Here is a 6,482-nt window from a genome sequence, read left to right on the forward strand (position 1 = left end):
TCGCTGGCGGCGGTGTGGGAGGCCGCTGGTGTGGTGCCGGATGCGGTGGTGGGTCATTCGCAGGGTGAGATCGCTGCGGCGACGGTGGCGGGGATGCTGTCGTTGGAGGACGGCGCCCGGGTGGTGGCGTTGCGTTCGCAGGCGTTGAAGGTGCTGGCGGGTGCGGGCGGGATGCTGTCGGTGAGCCTGTCGGCTGCGGCGGTCGAGGAGCGTTTGCCGCGTTGGGGTGAGCGTCTGTCATTGGCCGCCGTCAACGGCCCCGCGTCGACGGTGGTGTCCGGTGAGCCGGGGGCGCTGGAGGAGCTGCGGGCCGAGTTGGAGGCGGACGGCGTTCGGGCGCGGATGGTGGCCGTGGACTACGCCTCGCACTCGGCGCAGGTCGAGCGGCTGGAGGGGGAGATCCTCGCCGTCCTGGCCGGGATCGCGCCGCGCGAGGGCCGCGTGCCGATGGTGTCGGCCATGTCGGGCGAGACCCTGACCGGCGAGGAACTGAACGCCGGGTACTGGTACGAGAGTCTGCGTGCCACCGTGCACTACGACCGCGCGGTGCGGCTGCTGGCGGGCCAGGGTCACCAGGTCTTCGTCGAGGTGACTCCGCACCCGGTGCTGATGGGTGCGATGAACGACACCCTGGAGGAGGTCGCACAGGGCGCGGCCCCCGCCGCGGTGTGCGGGACGCTGCGCCGCGACGACGGCGGCGCGACGCGGCTGCTCACGTCACTGGCCGAGGCGTTCGTCCAGGGCGTCGCGGTGGACTGGCCGGTGGTGGTGCCGACCGGTGAACGCGTCGAGCTGCCGACCTACGCCTTTCGGCACGAACGCTTCTGGCTCGACGGCGGCGCGCCGTCGGACGTGACTCAGTCGCCGGAGCCGCAAGGGCGTGCGGCCGTGCTGCCGCCACACGACGCCGGAACCGGTGTCCTGCGGCAGCTGACCGGACGTCCGGAGGCCGAGCAGGACCAGATGCTCCTGGACCTCGTCCAGACGCACTCCGCGGCGGTCCTCGGGCACTCCTCTCCCCAGTCGATCGACCCCGGGCACACTTTCAAGGAACTCGGCTTCGACTCGGTGACCGGTGTCGAACTGCGCAACCGGCTGAGTACCGCGACCGCCTCGCGGCTGCCCTCCGGCCTGATCTTCGACTATCCGACACCGATGGTGCTGGCCGCGTTCCTGCGGACCGAAGCCCTGGGGAACGCGCCCGGGACGGAGGCGTCCCCGGCCCGGGCCACCGCGTCCGCCGACGATCCGATCGCGATCGTGGCGATGAGCTGCCGCCTCCCCGGCGGCGTGAGCGACCCGGAACAGCTGTGGGAGCTGCTGGCCGAGGGCGGGAGCGCCATCGGCGAACTCCCCACCGACCGGGGCTGGGACCTGTCGCGGCTGTACGACCCGGACGCGGAGCGGCCCGGGACCTGCTACTCGCGAGCGGGCGGGTTCATCACGGGGGCGGGGGAGTTCGACGCCGCGTTCTTCGGCATCAGCCCGCGTGAGGCCCTGGCGATGGACCCGCAGCAGCGGCTGCTCCTGGAGACCTCCTGGGAGGCGTTCGAGCGGGCGGGCATCGACCCGGGGGACCTGCGTGGCTCAACGACCGGGGTCTTCGTAGGAGCGTCCTCCTCCGGTTACGGGGCCAACGCGCCCGAAGCGCTGGAGGGCCACCTCCAGTCAGGCATCGCTCCCAGCGTGATCTCGGGCCGGGTGGCGTACACCCTCGGTCTCGAAGGGCCGGCGCTGACGGTGGACACGGCGTGCTCGTCGTCCCTGGTGGCCCTGCACCTGGCGGCCCAGGCCCTGCGGTCCGGGGAGTGCTCACTGGCTCTCGCCGGCGGCGTCACCGTGCACGCCACCCCGTCGTGGCTCGTCTGGTTCAGCCGCCAGCGCGGCCTGGCGGCGGACGGGAGCTGCAAGGCGTACTCGGAGCAGGCCGACGGCATGGGCATGGCCGAGGGCGCCGGAGTCGTCGTCCTTGAGCGGCTGTCGGACGCGCGGCGCAACGGCCACAAGGTCCTCGCGGTGGTCTCCGGCAGCGCGGTGAACCAGGACGGCGCCAGCAACGGCCTCACCGCGCCGAACGGTCCGTCCCAGCAGCGGGTGATCCGCGCCGCGCTGGCCAGCGCCAGTCTCGGCCCGGCCGATGTGGATGTGGTCGAGGGCCACGGCACGGGGACGCGGTTGGGCGACCCGATCGAGGCCCAGGCGCTGCTCGCGACGTATGGGCAGGGGCGGCCGGAGGGCCGGCCGTTGCTGCTCGGCTCGGTGAAGTCGAACATCGGACACACCCAGTGGGCCTCTGGTGTCGCGGGTGTCATCAAGACGGTGCTGGCACTGCAACACCAGGAACTCCCCCGCACGCTGTACGCGGACGAGCCCTCCTCCCACGTGGACTGGGACGCGGGTGCAGTGCGGCTGGCGGCCGAGGCGGTGCCGTGGCCGGAGACGGATGAGCGTCCTCGGCGGGCGGGTGTGTCGTCCTTCGGCATCAGCGGCACGAACGCGCACGTGATCATTGAGCAGGCGCCTCAGGAGACGCCGGCAGTCACGGCTTCGGACGAGGATTCCGATGGCCTGGTGTTGCCGGTGGTGCCGTGGGTGGTGTCGGGCCGTTCGGCGGCGGGGCTGGTGGGTCAGGCGGACCGTCTGGCCGAGTTCGTCCGCCAGCGCCCTGAGGTGGACGCGGCCGATGTGGGTCGCTCGCTGGTCACATCGCGAGGAGTGCTGGAGCACCGCGCGGTGGTGCTGGGCACGGACCGGGAGGACCTGACCGCTGGGCTGGTGGCCTTGGCGGAGGGCCGTGAGGCTTCGAACGTGGTGTCCGGGGTGGCGGGTGGTACGGACCGGGTCGGGTTCGTGTTCACCGGGCAGGGTGCTCAGCGGGTGGGCATGGGCCAGGGTTTGTATGCGGCGTTCCCGGTGTTCGCCGAGGCTTTTGACGCGGTGTGTGCGGGGTTGGCCGAGCACCTGGACGGCTCGCTGGCAGCGGTCATTCGAGGTGAGGGCGAGGAGTCCTGGCCGGGTGGTGGCCGCATTGATGAGACGGTGTGGGCGCAGGCGGGGTTGTTCGCGGTTGAGGTGGCGCTGTTTCGGCTGTTGGAGTCGTGGGGTGTGACTCCGCAGGTGGTGGCGGGCCACTCCATCGGTGAGCTGGCTGCGGCGTATGTGGCGGGGGTGTGGTCGCTGGCGGACGCGTGTGCGGTGGTGGCGGCGCGTGGCCGGCTGATGCAGGAGCTGCCGGTCGGTGGTGCGATGGTGGCCGTCGAGGCGGACGAGCAGCGGGTGCTTGAGGTGATCGCTGGCCGTACCGGTGTGGGCATCGCGGCGGTCAACGGCCCCAAGGCCATCGTCATCTCAGGTGCCGAGGACGAGGTCCTGGCGGTGGCGGAGACACTCGCTGAGGGTGGTGCGCGCGCGCGCCGCCTGCGGGTCTCGCACGCTTTCCATTCGCCGTTGATGGAACCGATGTTGGAGGATTTCGCGCGGGTCGTCGAATCCGTCACGTTCCATGTCCCGCGGCTGCCCCTCGTTTCCGCCCTGACCGGCAAGATCGTGGGGGATGAGGTCACCGATCCTTCCTACTGGGTGCGGCATGTGCGTGAGGCGGTCCGTTTCGCCGACGCTGCTTCCGCGTTGCGTGAGCACGGTGTGCGGACGTTCATCGAGATTGGCCCCGATGGCGTGCTGTCGGGCATGGGCCCGCACACCCGTACTGATGTCGAGGGTGAAGGCGTCGGTGAGTTGTGGTTGCCGGCGTTGCGGCGGGGTCGTGAGGAGTCGCGGGCGCTGTTCACGGCGCTGGCGAAGGTGTTCGTACGCGGAGTGCCCGTCGGTTGGGACAAGGTCTACACCCCCACCGGTGCACGCCGGGTCGACCTGCCCACCTACGCCTTCCAGCGGCAGCGCTACTGGCTGACCCCGACCGCGGCGAGCCGTGTCGAGGATCTTGGCTTGGAGAGCCCGGGGCATCCGTTGTTCGGTGCGGCGGTGGTGTTGCCGGCGAGTGACGGCTTGATGCTGACGGGTCGGTTGTCGCTGTCGGGGCTGCCGTGGTTGGCGGATCATGTGGTGGCGGGGCAGGTGGTGGTGCCCGGCGCCGCGCTGGTCGAGATGGTCGTGCGGGCGGGTGACGAGGCTGGCTGCGGTCGGGTCGAGGAGCTGCTGATCGAGTCGCCGTTGGTACTCACTGCCACGGCCGGCGTGCGGGTGCAGGTGGCAGTGGAGGGGCCGGACGAGACCGGCCGCCGTCCCATGGCTGTCTATGCCCAGGCGGAGGATGCCGGGCCCGACGGTGAGTGGGTGCGGCACGCGACCGGTGTGCTGTCACCGGCGGAGTTCACGGACGATGCAGTCGATCACGGCCTGACGCAGTGGCCCCCGGTCGGCGCCGTGCCGGTGGACCTGGACGGCTTCTACTCGGCACTGGCTGAGGACGGGCTTGCTTACGGCCCGTCGTTCCAGGGGACGCGCGCGGCCTGGCGGCGCGGCGAGGAACTGTTCGCGGAGATCGCCCTGCCGGAAGGCATGAGCGCGGACGGGTTTGGCGTACATCCGGCACTGCTGGACGCCGCGCTGCACGTGATCGTGGGTACGGGGGAGCGCAGGGGCGCGCCCGAGGTCCCCTTCGCGTGGGGTGATGTGGTGGTGCATGCCTCGGGTGCGTCGGTGGCTCGGGTGCGGGTGGCTCCGGTCGAGGCCGGCGAGGGTGTGTCGGTGACTCTGGCTGATGCCGGGGGTGGGTTGATCGCGTCGGTGGGTTCGCTGGTGCTGCGGCCATTTGCCGCTGGTGCGGGCTCTGCTGGTGCGTCGCTCTTCGGGGTGGAGTGGGTGCCGGCTGCGGTGGTGGGTGAGCCGGTGGGTGAGTTGGCGGAGCTGGGCGCCGGCGGTGTGGGCGGGCTGGTGGAGTCGGGAGAGGCTCCGCCGGTGGTGGTGTTGCGGGTGGCTCCGGAGGCCGGTGCGGCTGTTGCGGATGCGGCTCGGGCTGTGGCGGTGCGGGTGTTGGGTGTGGTGCGGGAGTGGCTGGCTGCGGAGGAGTTGGCTGGTTCGCGGTTGGTGGTGGTGACCGAGCGGGCGGTTGATGCCGGTGGTTCGCTGGAGGTGGCGGCGAGCTCGGTGTGGGGTTTGGTGCGGGTGGCGCAGTCGGAGCATCCGGGGCGTCTGGTGCTGGCGGATGTGGAGGATCTGTCCGCAGAGGGTGTCGGGGACTGGCTGCGTGCGGGTCTGGCGACGGGCGAGCCGCAGTTCGCCGTGCGGTCAGGGCAGGTGCGGGTTCCCCGCCTGGTCCGTGCGGGCGGGGACACGCCCGTTCCGGCGGCGGGTGGTGGCACGGTGTTGGTGACGGGCGCTTCGGGTGCGCTGGGCGGCTTGGTGGCGCGGCACCTGGCGCGCACGGGTCAGGCCGAACGGCTCCTGCTGCTGTCCCGCAGTGGGCCGGCCGCATTTGGTGTCGCCTCTCTGGCTGCGGAGTTGGCTGGTCGCGGGGTGAGTGCGCAGGTGATCGCGTGCGACGCCGCCGACCGGGAGCAGTTGGCGGCCGTGATCGCGGACGTGCCGTTGGCCGCGCCGCTGACCGGGGTCGTCCACGCGGCAGGGATCGTGGACGACGGACTGGTCACGGCTCTGACCGCCGAGCGTCTGGAGGCGGTGTTGCGGCCGAAGGTGGACGCGGCCTGGAACCTGCACGAGCTGACCCGCGACCTGGACCTGCGTTCCTTCGTGCTGTTCTCGTCCGTGGCCGGGGTCTGGGGCAACCCGGGCCAGGCGAACTACGCGGCGGGCAACACCTTCCTGGACGCCCTCGCCGCCCACCGGCGCCGCCAAGAGCTGCCCGCGGTCTCGCTTGCCTGGGGCCCCTGGGAGCACGGGATGGCGAGCGGTCTCACCGCTGCCGACTGGCAGCGGTTGTCCCGTCAGGGACTGCGGCCGCTGTCCGTGGCTGACGGGCTCGCCCTGCTGGACGCGGCCGCCGGTGTCCCCGGTCCTCTTCTGGTGTCGGCCCGGCTGGACCTGGCCGCTCTGCGGCGTTCCGACGAGCTCCCGCCGTTGCTGTCCGGCCTCGTGCGCAGGAGTCCGTCCGCCCGTCGTGCCGCCGGCCGGACCGCCCCCGAGGGTCAGAACGCGCTGGCCGCCCGACTGGCCCCCTTGAACCCGGCCGAACAGCGGAACGCCGTACGAGACGTGGTTCTGGTGCAGGTCGCCTTGGTGCTGGGCATGGCCGGGCCGGAATCCGTTGAGCCGGGTCGCTCGTTCCGAGAGGCAGGCTTCGATTCACTCACCGCAGTGGAACTGCGCGGCCGGTTGAACACGGCCACGGGTCTGCGACTCCCGACAACGGTCGCGTTCGACTACCCGACTCCGGACACGTTGGCGGAGTTTGTTCTCCGTGAGTTGCTGGGTGGGTCGGGTGAGGCCTCGGCGGGGTCTGCGCTTGCGGTGGCCGGGGGTGGGCTGCCGGTTGATGACGACCCCGTGGTGATCGTGGGTATGGG

The 6,482-nt window shown here is 71.7% G+C and carries 1 protein-coding gene; it reads left to right on the forward strand.

The window, feature by feature from the left end; genetic code table 11:
* The coding region (locus ACSNOK_RS29295; protein ID WP_436783816.1) for an SDR family NAD(P)-dependent oxidoreductase at positions 1-6,482 on the forward strand (6,482 nt) is incomplete at both ends.

Origin of the sequence: Streptomyces sp. URMC 126, from assembly GCF_051386555.1 — a bacterium.
In the GTDB taxonomy this organism is placed as follows: Bacteria; Actinomycetota; Actinomycetes; order Streptomycetales; family Streptomycetaceae; genus Streptomyces.